General features: G+C 52.5%; 16 protein-coding genes, 1 tRNA gene, 2 rRNA genes and 1 pseudogene. 16 read left to right on the top strand and 4 right to left on the bottom strand.

All coding sequences use genetic code 11. The features are described 5' to 3' along the window. The first annotated feature begins 109 nt into the window (after positions 1-109). The 9 genes and pseudogenes from aroQ to DBY68_RS04110 all read left to right on the top strand — a co-directional run bounded on the left by aroQ (position 110) and on the right by DBY68_RS04110 (position 7,045). Positions 110-562, top strand: coding sequence for a type II 3-dehydroquinate dehydratase (gene aroQ / locus DBY68_RS04155; protein ID WP_108474917.1), 453 nt, complete (start codon positions 110-112; stop codon positions 560-562). Between the two features lie 22 nt (positions 563-584). After that, on the top strand, positions 585-1,046 hold the full coding sequence (accB, locus tag DBY68_RS04145) for an acetyl-CoA carboxylase biotin carboxyl carrier protein (protein ID WP_108474916.1): 462 nt from the start codon (positions 585-587) through the stop codon (positions 1,044-1,046). Positions 1,047-1,056: 10 nt separating this feature from the next. After that, the gene (accC, locus tag DBY68_RS04140; protein WP_108474915.1) at positions 1,057-2,403 is read left to right on the top strand and encodes an acetyl-CoA carboxylase biotin carboxylase subunit; all 1,347 of its coding nucleotides are present in this window, start codon (positions 1,057-1,059) and stop codon (positions 2,401-2,403) included. A 107-nt stretch (positions 2,404-2,510) separates the two neighbouring features. Beyond that, positions 2,511-2,753, top strand: coding sequence for a YhdT family protein (locus DBY68_RS04135; protein WP_108474914.1), 243 nt, complete (start codon positions 2,511-2,513; stop codon positions 2,751-2,753). Beyond that, entirely contained in the window at positions 2,743-4,194 is a 1,452-nt protein-coding gene (gene panF, locus DBY68_RS04130) for a sodium/pantothenate symporter (protein WP_108474913.1), read from the top strand. The genes DBY68_RS04135 and panF overlap by 11 nt, the downstream gene beginning before the upstream one ends. A gap of 12 nt (positions 4,195-4,206) precedes the next feature. Next, the gene (gene prmA / locus DBY68_RS04125; protein ID WP_108474912.1) at positions 4,207-5,088 is read left to right on the top strand and encodes a 50S ribosomal protein L11 methyltransferase; all 882 of its coding nucleotides are present in this window, start codon (positions 4,207-4,209) and stop codon (positions 5,086-5,088) included. Positions 5,089-5,447: 359 nt separating this feature from the next. Beyond that, positions 5,448-6,456 (top strand): annotated as a pseudogene (gene dusB / locus DBY68_RS04120) (tRNA dihydrouridine synthase DusB). Further along, entirely contained in the window at positions 6,438-6,734 is a 297-nt protein-coding gene (fis, locus tag DBY68_RS04115) for a DNA-binding transcriptional regulator Fis (RefSeq protein WP_000462905.1), read from the top strand. Before dusB ends, fis begins: the two are co-directional and overlap by 19 nt. 146 nt (positions 6,735-6,880) lie before the next feature. Further along, positions 6,881-7,045: a DUF2556 family protein gene (locus DBY68_RS04110; protein ID WP_108474910.1), complete on the top strand. Its 165-nt coding sequence runs from the start codon at positions 6,881-6,883 to the stop codon at positions 7,043-7,045. A gap of 43 nt (positions 7,046-7,088) precedes the next feature. On the opposite strand, the gene envR is transcribed toward DBY68_RS04110, so the two are convergent. Next, complete coding sequence (gene envR, locus DBY68_RS04105; RefSeq protein WP_108474909.1) at positions 7,089-7,745, bottom strand: acrEF/envCD operon transcriptional regulator; 657 nt, start codon at positions 7,743-7,745, stop codon at positions 7,089-7,091. A 376-nt stretch (positions 7,746-8,121) separates the two neighbouring features. Between envR and DBY68_RS04100 the strand changes: the two genes are divergently transcribed. The 7 genes from DBY68_RS04100 (at position 8,122) to DBY68_RS04070 (ending at position 17,474) form a co-directional block, all read left to right on the top strand. After that, entirely contained in the window at positions 8,122-9,279 is a 1,158-nt protein-coding gene (locus tag DBY68_RS04100; protein WP_108474908.1) for an efflux RND transporter periplasmic adaptor subunit, read from the top strand. A 14-nt stretch (positions 9,280-9,293) separates the two neighbouring features. Continuing rightward, a complete protein-coding gene (locus tag DBY68_RS04095; protein WP_108474907.1) occupies positions 9,294-12,407 on the top strand; it encodes an efflux RND transporter permease subunit in 3,114 nt (1,037 codons plus the stop codon). Between the two features lie 251 nt (positions 12,408-12,658). Beyond that, positions 12,659-12,880: a lipoprotein gene (locus DBY68_RS04090; RefSeq protein WP_015962767.1), complete on the top strand. Its 222-nt coding sequence runs from the start codon at positions 12,659-12,661 to the stop codon at positions 12,878-12,880. A 444-nt stretch (positions 12,881-13,324) separates the two neighbouring features. Beyond that, complete coding sequence (locus DBY68_RS04085) at positions 13,325-14,350, top strand: amino acid ABC transporter substrate-binding protein (protein ID WP_108474906.1); 1,026 nt, start codon at positions 13,325-13,327, stop codon at positions 14,348-14,350. Positions 14,351-14,413: 63 nt separating this feature from the next. Further along, positions 14,414-15,595 (top strand): amino acid ABC transporter permease, encoded by a 1,182-nt coding sequence (locus DBY68_RS04080; protein WP_108474905.1) that lies wholly within the window; start codon positions 14,414-14,416, stop codon positions 15,593-15,595. A gap of 9 nt (positions 15,596-15,604) precedes the next feature. After that, positions 15,605-16,708, top strand: coding sequence for an amino acid ABC transporter permease (locus DBY68_RS04075; RefSeq protein WP_108474904.1), 1,104 nt, complete (start codon positions 15,605-15,607; stop codon positions 16,706-16,708). A gap of 7 nt (positions 16,709-16,715) precedes the next feature. Next, on the top strand, positions 16,716-17,474 hold the full coding sequence (locus DBY68_RS04070) for an amino acid ABC transporter ATP-binding protein (RefSeq protein ID WP_108474903.1): 759 nt from the start codon (positions 16,716-16,718) through the stop codon (positions 17,472-17,474). 111 nt (positions 17,475-17,585) lie between these two features. Here DBY68_RS04070 and rrf (DBY68_RS04065) read toward each other — a convergent pair. The 3 genes from rrf (DBY68_RS04065) to rrf (DBY68_RS04055) all read right to left on the bottom strand — a co-directional run bounded on the left by rrf (DBY68_RS04065) (position 17,586) and on the right by rrf (DBY68_RS04055) (position 18,087). Next, a 5S ribosomal RNA gene (gene rrf, locus DBY68_RS04065) occupies positions 17,586-17,701 on the bottom strand. 41 nt (positions 17,702-17,742) lie between these two features. Then, a tRNA-Thr gene (locus DBY68_RS04060) sits at positions 17,743-17,818 on the bottom strand. A gap of 153 nt (positions 17,819-17,971) precedes the next feature. Further along, a 5S ribosomal RNA gene (gene rrf / locus DBY68_RS04055) occupies positions 17,972-18,087 on the bottom strand. Between the last annotated feature and the right edge of the window lie 223 nt (positions 18,088-18,310).

The following is an 18,310-nucleotide window of genomic DNA, read 5'->3' as shown; positions in this document are numbered from 1 at the left end:
TGCGACTTCAGTTTTCCTGACAGGGGTTTTGTCCCCCTGAAAAGGTGACAATCGCGCATCGAAGGTATATTTTGTTTTTTACCGGAGAATTGCAGGAGATAGCAGCACAATGGCAGACAAGTTTCGCATTTTGCTTTTAAACGGCCCGAACCTTAACATGCTCGGTACCCGTGAACCCGAGAAGTACGGAACGCTGACGCTTGCGCAAATCGTAAACGGTTTGCAACATGAAGCGGAGGCACTGAACGTTGAGCTGGATCATCTGCAATCCAACGCGGAGTACGCACTCATCGACCGAATTCATCAGGCTAAAGACTCTGTCGACTATATCCTGATCAATCCGGCCGCGTTTACGCATACAAGCGTTGCCCTTCGAGATGCGCTGCTGGCGGTGAGTATCCCGTTTATCGAGATTCACCTCAGCAATGTGCATGCGCGCGAACCGTTTCGCCATCATTCGTATCTGTCTGATGTCTCCGCTGGCGTTATTTGCGGGTTAGGCGCAGATGGTTATTCATACGCGTTACAGACGGCGGTAAAACGCCTGTCACAATCACACTAAACAAAGAGTACGGAACCCACTCATGGATATTCGTAAGATTAAAAAACTGATCGAGCTGGTCGAAGAGTCTGGCATTTCTGAACTGGAAATTTCTGAAGGCGAAGAGTCAGTACGCATCAGCCGCGCAACCGCGCCAGCTAGCTTCCCGGTAATGCAGCAGGCTTATGCCGCGCCGGCCGCTCAGGCTCAGCCAGCGCCAGTTGCCGCTCCGGCAGCAGCAGAATCCGCTCCGGCTAAAGCTGAAATCAGTGGTCACATCGTACGTTCCCCGATGGTCGGTACTTTCTACCGTACACCAGGCCCGGAAGCGAAAGCTTTCGTGGAAGTGGGTCAGAAAGTTAACGTGGGCGACACCCTGTGCATCGTAGAAGCGATGAAAATGATGAACCAGATCGAAGCTGATAAAGCGGGCGTAGTGAAAGCCGTTCTGGTCGAAAGCGGGCAACCGGTTGAATTTGACGAGCCGCTGGTCATCATCGAGTAACGAGGCGAAGATGCTGGATAAAATTGTCATCGCTAACCGTGGCGAGATCGCACTGCGTATTCTTCGTGCCTGTAAAGAGCTGGGCATCAAGACCGTCGCTGTGCACTCCACTGCGGATCGCGATTTAAAACACGTATTGCTGGCGGATGAGACGGTCTGTATCGGCCCGGCTCCGTCCGTAAAAAGCTACCTGAACATTCCGGCGATCATCAGCGCAGCTGAGATCACTGGCGCAGTAGCAATTCACCCAGGTTATGGCTTCCTCTCCGAGAACGCCAACTTTGCTGAGCAGGTTGAACGTTCTGGCTTTATCTTTATCGGCCCGAAAGCCGACACTATTCGCCTGATGGGCGATAAAGTGTCTGCTATCACCGCAATGAAGAAAGCCGGCGTTCCGACCGTACCAGGTTCCGATGGCCCGCTGGGCGACGATATGGACGCTAACCGCGCCCATGCAAAACGTATCGGCTACCCGGTTATCATCAAAGCCTCCGGCGGCGGCGGCGGTCGTGGTATGCGCGTTGTGCGCAACGACGCCGACCTGGCGCAGTCCATCTCTATGACGAAAGCGGAAGCCAAAGCGGCTTTCAACAACGACATGGTGTACATGGAAAAATATCTGGAAAACCCACGCCACGTGGAAATCCAGGTACTGGCTGATGGTCAGGGGAACGCAATCTATCTGGCAGAACGTGACTGCTCTATGCAGCGTCGTCACCAGAAAGTGGTCGAAGAAGCGCCAGCACCGGGCATTACGCCAGAGCTGCGCCGCTACATCGGCGAACGTTGCGCTAAAGCCTGTGTGGATATCGGCTATCGCGGGGCGGGTACTTTCGAATTCCTGTTCGAAAACGGCGAGTTCTACTTCATCGAGATGAACACCCGTATTCAGGTAGAACACCCGGTTACCGAAATGATCACCGGCGTTGACCTGATTAAAGAGCAGCTGCGCATCGCCGCAGGCCAACCGCTCTCTATCAAGCAGGACGAAGTACAGGTTCGCGGCCATGCGGTGGAATGCCGTATCAACGCCGAAGACCCGGACACCTTCCTGCCAAGCCCGGGTAAAATCACGCGCTTCCACGCGCCGGGCGGTTTTGGCGTTCGTTGGGAATCTCATATCTACGCGGGCTACACAGTACCGCCGTACTATGACTCAATGATCGGCAAACTGATTTGCTACGGTGAAACTCGCGACGTTGCGATTTCCCGTATGAAAAACGCATTGCAGGAACTGATCATCGACGGCATCAAAACCAACGTTGATTTGCAGATCCGCATCATGAATGACGAGAACTTCCAGCATGGTGGTACTAACATCCACTATCTGGAGAAAAAACTCGGTCTTCAGGATTAATCAGCCCGCGTTGATTGCAAAAGGCCGGAGATTCCGGCCTTTTGTTTTTTCCCTCCCGCTCGCCCTCATGTACAATCCCCGCTTTCTTCATCCACAAGGGACAAAAAATGGACAAGCGTTTTGTTCAGGCCCATAAAGAGGCGCGCTGGGCGCTGTGGCTGACCCTTCTTTATCTTGTCGCATGGTTAGTGGCTGCTTACTTACCTGATTCTGCGATCGGTGTTACCGGCCTGCCTCACTGGTTCGAGATGGCATGCTTGCTGGTGCCGCTGATCTTTATTGTACTGTGCTGGGCAATGGTAAAACGGATTTACCGCGACATTCCGCTGGAGGATGACGATGCAGCTTGAAGTGATTCTTCCGCTTGTCGCTTACCTGGTGGTGGTGTTTGGCCTCTCGGTTTATGCAATGCGCAAACGAGCAACAGGTTCGTTCCTGAATGAATACTTCCTCGGTAGCCGCTCGATGGGCGGAATTGTGCTGGCAATGACGCTGACGGCCACCTATATCAGCGCCAGCTCGTTTATTGGCGGGCCGGGTGCGGCGTATAAATACGGTCTCGGCTGGGTACTACTGGCGATGATTCAGTTGCCTGCTGTCTGGCTGTCGCTGGGAATACTGGGCAAAAAATTTGCCATTCTCGCGCGACGCTATAACGCCGTCACCTTGAACGATATGCTGTTTGCCCGCTATCAGAGCCGCCTGCTGGTGTGGCTGGCAAGCCTGAGCCTGCTTATCGCGTTCATCGGCGCGATGACCGTACAGTTCATCGGCGGCGCGCGCCTGCTGGAAACGGCGGCGGGTATTCCTTATGAAACCGGTTTGCTGATTTTCGGCATCAGTATTGCGCTCTATACCGCGTTTGGCGGATTTCGCGCCAGCGTACTCAACGACACGATGCAGGGGCTGGTGATGCTGATTGGCACCATCGTACTGTTGGTCGGTATCGTACACGCGGCGGGCGGCCTGAGCCATGCTGTTGAAACATTGCAAACCATTGACCCTAAACTGGTCAGCCCGGAAGGTGCCGAAGATATTCTCTCGCCCACCTTTATGACATCATTCTGGGTACTGGTGTGCTTCGGGGTAATTGGCCTACCGCACACGGCGGTGCGCTGTATCTCCTATAAAGACAGCAAGGCCGTGCACCGTGGGATTATTATCGGCACCATCGTTGTCGCTATCCTGATGTTCGGTATGCACCTGGCTGGCGCGCTGGGGCGTGCGGTGATCCCGGATTTAACCGTGCCGGATCTGGTTATCCCCACGCTGATGGTTAAGGTGTTACCGCCATTCGCCGCCGGGATCTTCCTCGCCGCGCCGATGGCCGCCATTATGTCGACGATCAATGCACAGTTGCTGCAAAGTTCCGCTACGATCATTAAAGATCTCTACCTGAACCTGCGCCCGGAGCAGCTGCAAAACGAGCGACGCCTGAAGCGAATGTCAGCGGCCATTACCCTGATTCTGGGTGCGCTGCTGCTACTGGCGGCATGGCGTCCGCCAGAGATGATCATCTGGCTGAATCTGCTGGCCTTTGGTGGCCTGGAAGCGGTGTTCCTGTGGCCGCTGGTGCTGGGGCTTTACTGGGAACGCGCGAACGCCGCAGGTGCGCTGAGCGCGATGATCGTGGGTGGCGTGCTCTATGCCGTACTCGCGACGTTTAATATTCAGTACCTGGGCTTCCATCCGATTGTGCCTTCGTTACTGCTGAGTTTACTGGCGTTTCTGGTCGGGAACCGTTTCGGTTCTTCCGCACCACAAACTGTCGTACTGTCTACTGATAAATAAAGAGTTTTTGCCATGCCATGGATCCAACTGAAACTGAATACCAGCGGCGCGAACGCTGAGGACTTAAGCGATGCGCTAATGGAAACGGGCGCCGTCTCCATCACCTTCCAGGATACGCACGATACGCCGGTGTTTGAGCCGCTGCCAGGTGAAACCCGCCTGTGGGGCGATACGGACGTTATCGGCCTGTTCGATGCAGAGACCGACATGAAAGCGGTCGTTGCCGCCCTGGAACTGCATCCGCTACTGGGTGCTGGTTTTGCCCATAAAATCGAGCAGCTGGAAGATAAAGACTGGGAACGCGAGTGGATGGATAACTTCCACCCGATGCGTTTCGGTGAGCGTCTGTGGATTTGCCCAAGCTGGCGCGATGTGCCGGATGCCAACGCGGTTAACGTGATGCTTGACCCGGGACTGGCGTTTGGCACCGGGACACACCCGACGACCTCCCTGTGCCTGCAGTGGCTTGACGGGCTCGATCTGGCGGGTAAAACCGTTATCGATTTCGGCTGTGGCTCCGGTATTCTGGCCATCGCGGCGTTGAAGCTCGGCGCGGCTAAAGCCATCGGTATTGATATCGACCCGCAGGCGATTCAGGCCAGCCGCGATAACGCCGAACGTAACGGCGTCTCCGAGCGTCTGGAACTCTATCTGCCGCAGGAGCAGCCAGACGCCATGAGCGCCGACGTGGTGGTCGCCAACATCCTCGCAGGCCCATTACGCGAGCTGGCTCCATTAATCAGCGTGCTGCCCGTTTCAGGCGGTCTGCTGGGGCTTTCCGGTATACTGGCCAGCCAGGCAGAAAGTGTATGTGAAGCTTACGCTGAGCTTTTCGAACTCGACGCGGTTGTTGAGAAAGAAGAGTGGTGTCGCATCACGGGTCGTAAGAAGTAAGCCTTCAGGCGGCCTGTCCGGGCCGCCTGCTTCCTCTCGTTCCTGCTGGCAATGGCAATAAATGCGATCCAGATCGCACTATAGCGCCCTCTTTTTGTTCATAAAAACAGCGTTTTATGTCGTGATTACGCGATGAGAAGTAAGAAAAAACGAGAAGTTTTACCTTTTTATCGCTGCACACAAAATATCCATATCGAATTAATCTCATGATTATTAAAGATATTTATTTTTTGACTATCCTTTGAGCTGCGATTCATTGATCTACAACATCTGATTGCTCAAAGTTTGGCCTTTCATCTCGTCCAAAAAATGCGTAATATACGCCGCCTTGCAGTCACAGTATGGTCATTTCTTAACTCATGCGCATCGGACACTATCAGCTCAGAAATCGCCTGATCGCAGCGCCAATGGCTGGCATCACTGACAGACCATTCCGGACGCTGTGCTATGAGATGGGGGCAGGTTTAACCGTTTCCGAGATGATGTCCTCTAACCCGCAGGTATGGGAGAGTGATAAGTCTCGCTTACGGATGGTGCACGTTGATGAACCAGGTATTCGAACCGTGCAAATCGCCGGTAGCGATCCTGAAGAGATGGCATGGGCCGCACGCATTAATGTGGAAAGCGGCGCCCAAATTATTGATATCAATATGGGCTGTCCAGCAAAGAAAGTGAATCGCAAGCTCGCGGGCTCAGCCCTACTGCAGTATCCGGACCAGGTGCAGTCTATCCTGACCGCGGTCGTGAAGGCAGTGGACGTTCCCGTAACACTCAAAATTCGCACTGGCTGGGCTCCTGAGCACCGTAACTGTGAAGAAATTGCCCAACTGGCTGAAGACTGTGGCATTCAGGCCCTGACGATTCACGGACGCACACGCGCCTGTTTGTTTAATGGTGAAGCTGAGTACGACAGTATTCGGGCAGTTAAGCAGAAAGTTTCCATTCCGATTATCGCGAATGGCGACATTACTGACCCGCTTAAAGCCAGAGCTGTACTGGACTATACGGGGGCTGATGCCCTGATGATAGGCCGCGCAGCTCAGGGAAGACCCTGGATCTTTCGGGAAATCCAGCATTATCTGGACACTGGGGAGCTGCTGCCCCCTCTGCCTCTGGCAGAGGTTAAGCGCTTACTTTGCGCGCATGTTCGGGAGTTGCACGACTTTTATGGTCAGGCAAAAGGGTACCGAATTGCACGTAAGCACGTCTCCTGGTATCTCCAGGAGCACGCTCCAGATGACCAGTTTCGGCGCACATTCAACGCCATTGAGGATGCCAGCGAACAGCTGGAGGCGTTGGAGGCATACTTCGAAAATTTTGCGTAATAGAAATAAAGAGCTGACAGAACTATGTTCGAACAACGCGTAAATTCTGACGTACTGACCGTTTCAACCGTTAACTCTCAGGACCAGGTAACTCAAAAGCCCCTGCGTGACTCGGTTAAACAGGCACTGAAGAACTATTTTGCTCAACTGAATGGTCAGGATGTTAATGATCTGTATGAGCTGGTACTGGCTGAAGTAGAACAGCCCCTGTTGGACATGGTGATGCAATACACCCGCGGTAACCAAACCCGTGCTGCTCTCATGATGGGGATCAACCGCGGTACGCTGCGTAAAAAACTGAAAAAATACGGCATGAACTAAGTTTCGTTCATGACGGATAAAAAGGCGCTACTCGGCATGGGGACGCGCCTTTTTTATTGTCTGTAAAACCGCGCTTTCTCCACTTTCCCGCCCTTCATTTTCGTGTATATTGCTGCCATTCATGTTATCAATACCAGGGTTGGCTCATGATTCGCAAATACGGTTGGCTTGTCGTTTTCGCGCTGTTTATGTTCTTCTTTGATGCGGTGTTGATGCAGTGGATAGAGCTGCTGGCGACAGAAACGGACAAGTGCAGAAACATGGACTCGGTCAATCCGTTAAAACTGGTAAACTGTAGCGAACTGGAATAAACCTGCGCATAAATAGCCTGCAGGATGAGCGCTTAGATCGGTATTATCCTGCAATCCCTTCTGCCATGACACATTCATCAAAATTATAATTATTGACCAGCATACGTAATGTATTATCCACCAGCGCGGGGGCTTGTGAGAATAAATCGTACTGTGCCTGATTCATCAACCAGTTTTTAACAATACCGCTAAAACAACCATGCAGAATAATTAATATTACGTCTAAGTCCAGACTGGGCGAGAGTTGCCCGCGCGCGATAGCCTGAATCAATAAACTCCGCATCTGCGGATGACTAAATCCAATCTTCTCACGAATATATTGTTCCGAAAGCATCTCTTCGTGAAATTCACATTTATGATACAAAATTTGCATTAATGCGCGTTGGCGTGGATTGGTTGCAATATATTGTAGCCCGAGTATAAGTTTTTCACGCATCAACCTGAGCGGATTGTTCTGCCACTCCGCGGTAAGGTCAATGGTGATCAATTCACTCAGTGCTGGTTGCTGACGCCAGATTTCATTGAACAGTTGTATTTTGTTCTCAAAGTGCCAGTAGATGGCGCCACGTGTGACCTGAGCGGCATCGGCAATGTCGTTCAGCGTAGTATTTGTCACGCCGCGCGCAGCAAACTGCGCGATCGCCGTGTCAATCAGTAGCTGGCGTGTTTTAAGCGCCTCTGCTTTGGTTTTTTTCACCATGGCGTAACCCTGCATGGAGGAGAAAATAGAGACGACGATAATGACACTATTTTATCTTTAATTCATCCCGAAGAATTAAAAACCGTCGAAACAACAAATATAATCACAATAAATAAATTGATATTATTATATTCATCAGCCATATGTAATTACAGCCCACGGCATAACGTTATATTTAGAAACAGTCCGCCAATAAAAAACACACTTATCTTATCTCCCTTTTATGTTTGCGTGCCTTTCGAATGGTGAATAAATAACTATTGCTTACATAGCCACCTTATTATTTGTAGGATAGCAAACTATTTATTTTCTCGGCTTCTGTTTTCTCTATTACCTGCGACGGTAAATAGCGAGCTTCGGTTTATAAGGAACTGCAATGACGAAATACGCCAGGTTTTCACTCCTGCCCACCTTCATCATCATTTCGGCTACGTTACTTGCCGGTTGTAACGATCAGGATGAGAAGCCAGTTCATCCTCTGCAACCTCAGGTGACGGTTCACATTGTGAAAACAGCGCCGCTGGCTGTGACCACAGAGCTGCCAGGCCGCACATCTGCATTCCGCATCGCCCAGGTACGCCCACAGGTTAGCGGTATCATTTTACAGCGCCACTTTACTGAGGGCAGCGACGTCGAAGCAGGACAGTCGCTGTATCAGATTGATCCGGCAACCTATCAGGCCGATTACGACAGCGCGAAGGCCGAACTGGGGAAAAGTGAAGCCGCCGCGCAGATAGCGCACCTGACGGTAAAACGCTATGTGCCGCTGGTAGGAACCCAATACATCAGCCAGCAAGAGTATGACCAGGCTATTGCTGATGCGCGTCAGGCAGATGCGATGGTCGTTGCCGCTAAAGCCTCGGTGGAGAGTGCGCGTATCAATCTGGCTTATACCAAAGTGACGTCACCCATTAGCGGGCGTATTGGGAAATCCAATGTGACGGAAGGCGCGCTGGTGACCAATGGGCAAACCACCGAGCTGGCAACCGTACAGCAATTGGACCCTATCTATGTCGATGTAACGCAGTCCAGCAGCGACTTCATGCGCCTGAAGCAGTCCGTCGAGCAGGGGAATCTGCAAAAAGAGGCCGCCGCCAGCAATGTGGCGCTGCTGATGGAAAACGGTCAGCCTTATCCCCTGAAAGGCACATTGCAGTTTTCCGACGTCACTGTCGATGAAAGCACCGGCTCCATCACCCTGCGCGCCGTCTTCCCTAACCCGCAGCACACCTTGCTGCCGGGGATGTTTGTGCGGGCCCGCATCGATGAAGGCGTTCAGCCAGGCGCCATTCTGGTGCCGCAGCAGGGCGTAACACGTACGCCGCGCGGTGATGCCACCGTAATGGTAGTGAATAACGATAGCACCGTCGAAATGCGCAACGTTGTCGCTACGCAGGCCATTGGCGACCAATGGTTGATTAGCGAAGGGCTGAAGACGGGCGAGAAGGTGATTGTCAGCGGCTTACAGAAAGCACACCCCGGTGCGAAGGTTATCGCCGTTAGCGATGAATCCACTCCGACTACGGCGCAGTAAGGTATCCCTACGAAATGGCTAACTTTTTTATCAAGCGTCCGATTTTCGCCTGGGTGCTGGCTATCATTTTGATGATGGCTGGCGTGCTGGCGATTATGCAACTGCCGGTTGCACAGTATCCCACCATCGCGCCACCGGCAGTCTCTGTTTCCGCGAATTATCCGGGGGCCGATGCACAAACGGTGCAGGACACCGTCACACAGGTTATCGAGCAGAACATGAACGGTATCGATAACCTGATGTACATGTCCTCCACCAGCGACTCTGCAGGAAGCGTGACAATTACCCTGACCTTCCAGTCGGGCACCGATCCGGATATCGCGCAGGTACAGGTGCAGAACAAGCTTCAGCTTGCCACGCCGCTACTGCCCCAGGAAGTACAGCAACAAGGGATCAGCGTCGAGAAATCGAGCAGCAGCTTCCTCATGGTGGCCGGCTTTGTCTCCGATAACCCGTCGACCACCCAGGATGATATTTCTGATTACGTGGCGTCTAACATTAAAGACTCCATCAGCCGCCTTAACGGCGTGGGCGATGTGCAGCTGTTCGGTGCGCAATACGCAATGCGAATCTGGCTGGATGCTAACCTGCTGAACAAATATCGCCTCACCCCGGTTGATGTCATTAATCAACTGAAAGTACAGAATGACCAGATTGCCGCAGGTCAGCTTGGCGGAACGCCTGCGCTGCCGGGGCAACAGCTTAACGCCTCCATCATTGCGCAAACGCGCCTGAAAGATCCGGTTGAGTTCGGGAACGTTACGCTGCGTGTTAACACTGACGGCTCCGTGGTGCATCTGAAAGATGTCGCACGCATTGAGCTTGGCGGTGAGAACTATAACGTCGTGGCGCGAATTAACGGTAATCCGGCATCGGGCCTGGGCATCAAGCTGGCGACCGGTGCCAACGCCCTTGATACCGCAAAAGCCATCAAAGAGAAGCTGGCGGAGCTACAGCCTTTCTTCCCGCAGGGGATGAAAGTGGTGTATCCCTACGACACCACGCCGTTTGTGAAAATCTCCATCAACGAGGTGGTAAAAACCCTGTTCGAAGCGATCGTGCTGGTCTTCCTCGTGATGTATCTGTTCTTACAGAACATCCGCGCGACGCTTATCCCGACGATTGCGGTGCCGGTCGTGCTACTGGGGACTTTCGCCATTCTGTCGGCTTTCGGCTACTCCATTAACACCCTGACGATGTTCGGGATGGTGCTCGCCATCGGCCTGCTGGTCGATGACGCCATCGTAGTGGTGGAGAACGTCGAGCGCGTAATGGCTGAAGAACATCTGCCACCAAAGGAAGCGACAGAAAAATCGATGTCGCAAATTCAGGGCGCGCTGGTCGGTATCGCCATGGTACTGTCGGCGGTGTTTATTCCGATGGCCTTCTTTGGAGGTTCGACCGGGGCGATTTATCGCCAGTTCTCTATCACCATCGTGTCGGCAATGGCGCTATCAGTGTTGGTTGCGTTAATTCTCACCCCGGCGCTGTGCGCCACCATTTTGAAACCGATATCGTCCGAGCAGCATGCCCATAAAGGCGGTTTCTTTGGCTGGTTTAACAATCTATTCGAACGGAGCGTGGGGCATTACACCGATAGTGTGAGTCGGATTCTGGGTTCAACGGGTCGTTACCTGCTGATCTTTGTTCTGATTGTGGTCGGGATGGTGATACTTGCATTGCGGCTGCCCTCCTCTTTCCTGCCAGACGAAGATCAGGGTGTCTTCATGACCCTCGTTCAGCTTCCTGCAGGGGCGACGCAGGAACGCACGCAGAAGGTGCTCGATCAGGTAACGCATTATTACCTGAATAACGAAAAAGCGGACGTGGAAAGTGTCTTTACCGTTAACGGCTTTAGCTTTAGCGGCCAGGCGCAGAACGCCGGCATGGCGTTTGTCAGCCTGAAACCCTGGGATCAGCGAGAAGGGAAAGAATCGAAAGTTACCGCCATTTTAGCCCGTGCCAATGCTGCATTTGCTCAGATTACGGATGGCTTTGTGCGCGGTTTTAATATGCCACCGATTCTCGAACTGGGCACCGCGACCGGTTTCGACTTCGAACTTATCGACCAGGGCGGGCTGGGTCATCGGGCACTGACCGCCGCGCGTAACGAACTGTTGGGCAAGGCGATGCAACACCCGGATGTTCTGGAAGGTGTACGACCTAATGGCCTGGAAGATACGGTGCAGTTTAAGCTCGATGTCGATCAGGAAAAAGCGCAGGCGCTGGGCGTGTCGCTTTCGGACATCAACGAGACCATTTCAGCCTCGCTGGGCGGCGCTTACGTTAATGATTTTATCGACCGTGGTCGCGTGAAAAAAGTTTACGTGCAGGCCGACGCGAAGTACCGCATGCTGCCGGAAGATATCAATAGTCTGTACGTACGCAGCGCCAATGGCGAAATGGTACCGTTCTCCACCTTTAGCACCGCGCACTGGTCTCACGGCTCCCCACGTCTGGAACGTTACAACGGGTTGCCGTCGATGGAAATTCAGGGCGAGTCAGCCCCGGGTAAAAGCACCGGTGAAGCGATGGCGCTAATGGAGCATCTGGCCTCGACGCTGCCTGCGGGTATTGGCTACGACTGGACGGGGATGTCCTATCAAGAACGGCTGTCAGGTAACCAGGCGCCAGCCCTGATCGGGGTTTCCTTCGTCATCGTCTTCCTCTGTCTGGCTGCGCTTTATGAGAGTTGGTCGATTCCGTTCTCCGTGATGCTGGTCGTACCGCTGGGGATCGTCGGCGTGCTGTTAGCCGCCACGCTCTTTGGTCAGAAAAATGACGTCTACTTTATGGTTGGCCTGCTCACCACCATCGGGCTTTCGGCTAAGAACGCCATTCTGATCGTAGAGTTTGCCAAAGATCTGATGGAGAAAGAGGGCAAAGGCATCATCGAAGCAACGTTGATGTCGGTGCGAATGCGTTTGCGCCCTATCCTGATGACATCGCTTGCTTTTATCCTCGGTGTATTACCGCTGGCTATCAGCAACGGTGCCGGGAGTGGCGCACAAAATGCGGTGGGTATTGGCGTTATGGGCGGAATGGTTTCCGCGACATTGTTAGCCATTTTCTTCGTACCCGTCTTCTTTGTGGTCATTCGTCGTCGCTTCAAAGGCAAAAGCGAATAAGGCTGAAACATAAAGGCGTCTTCGGGCGCCTTTTTTATGCAGTTTGATGGCTATAAAAATGAATAAGATAGTGATTCGTTCTTTCTTAAACCTAATCTATAAAACTCTCTTTTCTTCATTATTTTTACAATTCACATGAATTGACATTATTCCGCACGACAGTCTTTTTATCGCCAGTGATAAAATAGGCCCGAGCTCGTTAATAAGAGACTTAGCTTATTAAACGAAGGCGTGATTATTGAGGTAACACCATGAAAAGATTAATTTCTGTCGCACTGCTTACCGCACTGCTGGCAGGTTGTGCTCACGATTCTCCCTGCGTACCGGTCTATGATGATCAGGGACGTCTGGTTCATACCAATACCTGTATGAAAGGCACTACTCAGGATAACTGGGAGACTGCGGGCGCCGTCGCTGTAGGGACTGCCGCTGTAGCGGGCCTGACGATGGGGATCATCGCCCTGTCCAAATAATACTCTCCGCGCGCGGCCCTGCCGCGCGTTTGCCTTTCGGTGGTGCAATTTTTACGCTTCCAACGTTATATAAATAAATAGATATAGAACTTAATCACATCCTGCTTTCTTAAATATTGCCGCGTTGCAATTATTCGTGTTGCTTTTCACAACTTCATTTCATCCTACAGTTTGCTTATATTCACGGGCAAAACTGTTAGCGAACTGTTGCCATTAAAAAGAAAATATTTTGCGCCAAAATGTGGCTTACGTTGTAATTTCGCACTATTTCAGGGCGCTGATTTTATTTTTTCCTGTCTACACTCAGACATATTGCGCTTAATTACCTTGCGCAAACCTGGCACTACCTTTGCTTAGTAAAACGTAGAGCCTCTACGAAAGACAGGTTCAGGCGTTTCCCAAACGTCACTTATAAAGATAATTTTCCGCCACACAGGATGCATTATGAAAAAGATAATGATAGCCAGCCTCGCCGCTGCCGGCGCGCTGTTTGCGGTTGTGAATCAGGCACATGCAGGTACCACATTTGATGCCGTGAAGAAAAAAGGGTTCGTCCAGTGTGGGATAAGTGACGGCCTGCCCGGTTTCTCATACGCCGATGCCGATGGCAAATTTAGCGGGATTGACGTCGATGTCTGTCGCGGGGTCGCCGCTGCCGTCTTTGGCGATGCCAGCAAAGTAAAATATACCCCGCTCACCGCCAAAGAGCGCTTCACTGCGCTGCAATCGGGTGAGGTAGACCTGCTCTCCCGTAATACCACCTGGACCTCTTCGCGCGATACCGGCATGGGGATGTCGTTCACTGGCGTGACCTATTACGATGGTATCGGCTTCCTGACCCATAACAAAGCCGATCTAAAAAGCGCGAAAGAACTGGATGGTGCAACGGTTTGTATTCAGGCGGGCACGGATACAGAACTGAACGTAGCGGACTACTTCAAAGCCAATAACATGAAGTACACGCCGGTAACTTTCGACCGCTCTGACGAATCGGCTAAAGCACTGGAGTCAGGACGCTGCGATACGCTGGCCTCTGACCAGTCACAGCTGTATGCCCTGCGCATCAAACTTGGCAACCCGGCGGAGTGGATTGTACTGCCTGAAGTTATCTCCAAAGAGCCGCTCGGGCCGGTGGTGCGACGTGGCGATGATGAATGGTTCTCCGTCGTTCGCTGGACGCTTTTCGCCATGCTGAACGCCGAAGAGATGGGCATCAACTCGAAAAACGTCGACGAGAAAGCCGCCAACCCAGCCACGCCAGATATGGCTCACCTGTTAGGCAAAGAAGGTGATTACGGTAAGGATCTTAAGCTCGATAACAAATGGGCTTACAACATTGTGAAGCAGGTCGGCAACTACGGCGAGATCTTCGAGCGCAATGTGGGATCGGAAAGCCCGCTGAAGATCAAACGCGGGCAAAACAACCTCTGGAACAATGGCGGGATCCAATACGCTCCGCCAGTACGCTAAGCACGGCAGTAACGGGCGCTGCACTGCGGCGCCCACATTTTCGTTCTGGTTCTGAGGTTTTTTATGCGCCATCGTCACCCAACCGTAAAGGGAGCTCTCTCCTTTTCTAATCCCACGGTTCGTGCCTGGCTGTTTCAAATTATCGCTGTAGTGACGCTTGTCGCTATTGCCATCTATTTGATACACAACACGATTACCAATCTGAATAACCGAGGTATCACCTCAGGCTTCGCTTTTCTCGATCGCAGCGCCGGGTTCGGTATCGTCCAGCACCTGATTGATTATCAACAGGGTGATACTTATGGCCGGGTGTTTCTGGTCGGGCTGCTGAATACGCTGTTGGTTTCGGCCCTCTGTATTGTTTTCGCTTCGATTCTCGGCTTTTTCCTTGGGCTGGCACGCTTGTCAGATAACTGGTTGCTGCGCAAACTCTCAACGATTTACATTGAGACGTTCCGTAATATTCCTCCGCTGCTGCAAATCTTCTTCTGGTACTTTGCTGTACTGCGTAATCTGCCAGGCCCACGTCAGGCGGTTAATGCCTTTGACCTGCTTTTTCTCAGCAATCGTGGGCTCTATATTCCTGCTCCGCAGTTAGGAGAAGGGCTGCTGGCGTTTCTGGCGGCCATTATTGTCGCCATCGCCGTCTCGATCGGGCTTTATCGCTACAACACACTACGTCAGATAAAAACGGGGCAACTTCGTCGTACCTGGCCTGCGGCACTGGCACTCATTGTCGGCTTACCACTTCTGGCTCACGGGCTCTTTGGCGCGGCATTGCACTGGGATGTGCCGGAACTGCGGGGGTTTAACTTCCGCGGCGGCATGGCGCTTATCCCTGAACTGGCAGCGCTCACCCTGGCGCTCTCCGTTTATACGTCGGCATTTATCGCGGAAATTATTCGTGCAGGTATTCAGGCGGTGCCATATGGCCAGCATGAAGCGGCGCGTTCTCTGGGGCTGCCAAATCCTGTCACGCTGCGCCAGGTGATCATTCCTCAGGCGCTTCGGGTCATCATTCCACCGCTTACCAGTCAGTATCTGAATATTGTGAAGAACTCCTCTTTAGCGGCAGCGATTGGTTATCCCGATATGGTGTCACTGTTTGCCGGAACGGTACTCAACCAGACCGGACAAGCGATTGAAACTATCGCCATAACCATGTCGGTTTACCTGATTATCAGCCTGACAATTTCCCTGCTGATGAACCTCTATAACCGCCGCATCGCCCTGGTCGAGCGTTAAGGAGCCATGATGACAAAAGCACTGTTATCGCATCCGATCCCGCCCACGCCAGCTTCGTCCTGGCGACCGCTTGTCTGGATGCGCAAAAACCTGTTTTCCAGCTGGCTGAATAGCCTGCTCACCTTGTTCTGCCTGTGGTTGATGTGGCAGTTAATTCCGCCGCTGCTGAACTGGGCATTTTTGCAGGCCAACTGGGTTGGCACAACGCGCGCTGATTGTACGAAAGCCGGAGCGTGCTGGGTCTTTATCCATCAACGTTTTGGCCAGTTTATGTATGGCCTCTACCCACACGATCAGCGCTGGCGAATTAATCTGGCGCTGCTGATTGGCCTGTTCTCCATTGCGCTGATGTTCTGGCGCAACCTGCCACAGCGTGGACGCTACATAGCTGGCTGGGCGGTTATCTACCCGCTGATTGTTTGGGGACTACTCTACGGTGGGATTTTCGGACTGGATCGCGTCGAGACGCGCCAGTGGGGCGGGTTGACGCTGACGCTGATTATCGCCGCTGTTGGTATCGCGGGGGCACTACCACTTGGGATCCTGCTCGCGTTAGGACGACGTTCAACCATGCCAGTGGTGCGAATTCTGTCGGTCATTTTTATCGAGTTCTGGCGCGGTGTACCGCTCATTACGGTGCTGTTTATGTCTTCTGTCATGCTGCCGCTGTTTATGGCGGAAGGCACCAGTATTGATAAGCTGATTCGCGCGTTGGTCGGTGTGATCCTGTTCCAGTCAGCCTACGTCGCGGAAGTGGTGCGCGGCGGGCTTCAGGCGCTGCCAAAGGGGCAATATGAAGCCGCGGAGTCGCTGGCGCTGGGCTACTGGAGGATGCAGGGACTGGTGATTCTTCCACAGGCGCTGAAACTGGTGATTCCAGGTCTGGTAAACACCATTATTGCGCTGTTCAAGGATACCAGTCTGGTGATCATCATCGGTCTGTTTGATCTCTTCAGCAGCGTGCAACAAGCGACCGTCGATCCTGCCTGGCTGGGGATGTCGACGGAAGGATATGTCTTCGCTGCGCTGATCTACTGGATCTTCTGTTTTAGCATGTCGCGCTACAGCCAGTATCTGGAAAAGCGCTTCCACACCGGGCGTACACCGCACTGAGGTAACTATGAGCCAAATTTTAATGCAACCCGCTGACGCGATGATTACGCTGGAAAGTGTGAATAAATGGTACGGGCAATTTCATGTTTTAAAAGACATTAACCTGAAAGTGAGGCCGGGTGAGCGTATTGTCTTGTGTGGGCCTTCGGGTTCAGGGAAATCCACCACCATTCGCTGTATCAACCACCTGGAGGAACATCAACAGGGGCGAATTATTGTCGATGGGATCGAGCTGAATGACGATCTGCGTAATATCGAGAAAGTACGCCAGGAAGTGGGCATGGTGTTCCAGCACTTTAATTTATTCCCACATCTGAGCGTTCTGCAAAACTGTACGCTGGCCCCCATTTGGGTGCATAAAATGCCAAAGAAAGAGGCAGAAGCGCTGGCGATGCATTACCTTGAACGTGTGAGAATTGCCGAGCATGCACATAAGTTTCCCGGGCAAATTTCCGGCGGGCAGCAGCAACGTGTCGCGATTGCCCGTTCTCTGTGCATGAAGCCCAAGATTATGCTGTTTGATGAACCGACATCGGCGCTCGATCCAGAGATGGTTAAAGAGGTGCTGGATACGATGATTGGGCTGGCGCAGTCGGGTATGACAATGCTGTGTGTCACGCATGAGATGGGGTTCGCGCGTACCGTCGCTGATCGTGTGATATTTATGGATCGTGGAGAGATTGTTGAGCAGGCCGCGCCGGATGAGTTTTTTGCACATCCCAAATCGGAACGCACACGGGCATTTTTATCGCAGGTAATTCATTAGTTGATATTTTTTGGCCGGGTAAGGCATAGCCTTTGTCCGGCTGAATTGTGTTATACCAACCCAGGAACGCAAAAAGGCCATCCTTTCGGATGGCCTTTTGCTTTATTTGATGTCTGGCAGTTCCCTACTCTCGCATGGGGAGACCCCACACTACCATCGGCGCTACGGCGTTTCACTTCTGAGTTCGGCATGGGTTCAGGTGGGACCACCGCGCTACTGCCGCCAGACAAATTCTTTTCTAAATCTGCCGAACTTTAACCGAAAAAACTGGTGCTGATACCCAGAGTCGAACTGGGGACCTCACCCTTACCAAGGGTGCGCTCTACCAACTGAGCCATATCAGCACACTAAATTTGATGCCTGGCAGTTTATGAATCACTTTGTGATTCACTCTTCGGGCCGTTGCTTCGCAACGTTCAAAAGCTTTCGCTTTTGGCCTACTCTCTTATCGAGTAGCGAACTGCCTCAAAGGTCAGTGCCATACTTCTTAATTTGATGCCTGGCAGTTCCCTACTCTCGCATGGGGAGACCCCACACTACCATCGGCGCTACGGCGTTTCACTTCTGAGTTCGGCATGGGGTCAGGTGGGACCACCGCGCTACTGCCGCCAGGCAAATTCTGTGCTCTGTCCTGTGTCTTTTGTGCTGATACTGCGTTGGCTGCATTCGCGAAAGTCAGTCACATACCTCAGTATGCTCCTTCCTTCGCTTCATTTGCCGCCTTGTCTCAGCGCAAAATCCTTCGGACTCTGAATCTGAGCTGAAAATCGTCTCTCTTCGCCAAAACATCTTCGGCGTTGTAAGGTTAAGCCTCACGGTTCATTAGTACTGGTTAG

Source organism: Pseudocitrobacter sp. RIT415 (assembly GCF_003057695.2).
Lineage (GTDB): Bacteria > Pseudomonadota > Gammaproteobacteria > Enterobacterales > Enterobacteriaceae > Pseudocitrobacter > Pseudocitrobacter faecalis.
This window is presented reverse-complemented; position numbering and strand designations above follow the sequence as displayed.